Below are 243 nucleotides of genomic sequence, written 5' to 3'. Positions count from 1 at the left end.
CCGGTTCCCGCGTCATTGACTATGAAAACGCCTTGACCAGCCTGTACACCAGCGTCCCCATGTTTCTGGAACCGCCGCCGGTGCTGGTGGGCGAGCGCACCAACTCCAACGGCAGCAAAAAGTTCCGGGATTTGCTGGCGGAAGACGATTACGACGCCCTGGTGGATATCGGCCGCCAGCAGGTGCAGCAAGGCGCGCATCTGCTGGATGTCTGCACGGCCTATGTGGGCCGGGACGAAGTGA

1 protein-coding gene is annotated in these 243 nt (G+C 61.7%); it reads left to right on the top strand.

Annotated elements, in window-relative coordinates; all coding sequences use genetic code 11:
* A partial coding sequence (locus tag VJI94_RS08740; RefSeq protein WP_324009091.1) for a dihydropteroate synthase occupies nucleotides 1–243 on the top strand: 243 nt, incomplete at both ends.

Origin of the sequence: Parvimonas sp. D9 (assembly GCF_035282565.1) — a bacterium.
Classification (GTDB): domain Bacteria; phylum Bacillota; class Clostridia; order Tissierellales; family Peptoniphilaceae; genus Parvimonas; species Parvimonas micra.
This window is presented reverse-complemented; position numbering and strand designations above follow the sequence as displayed.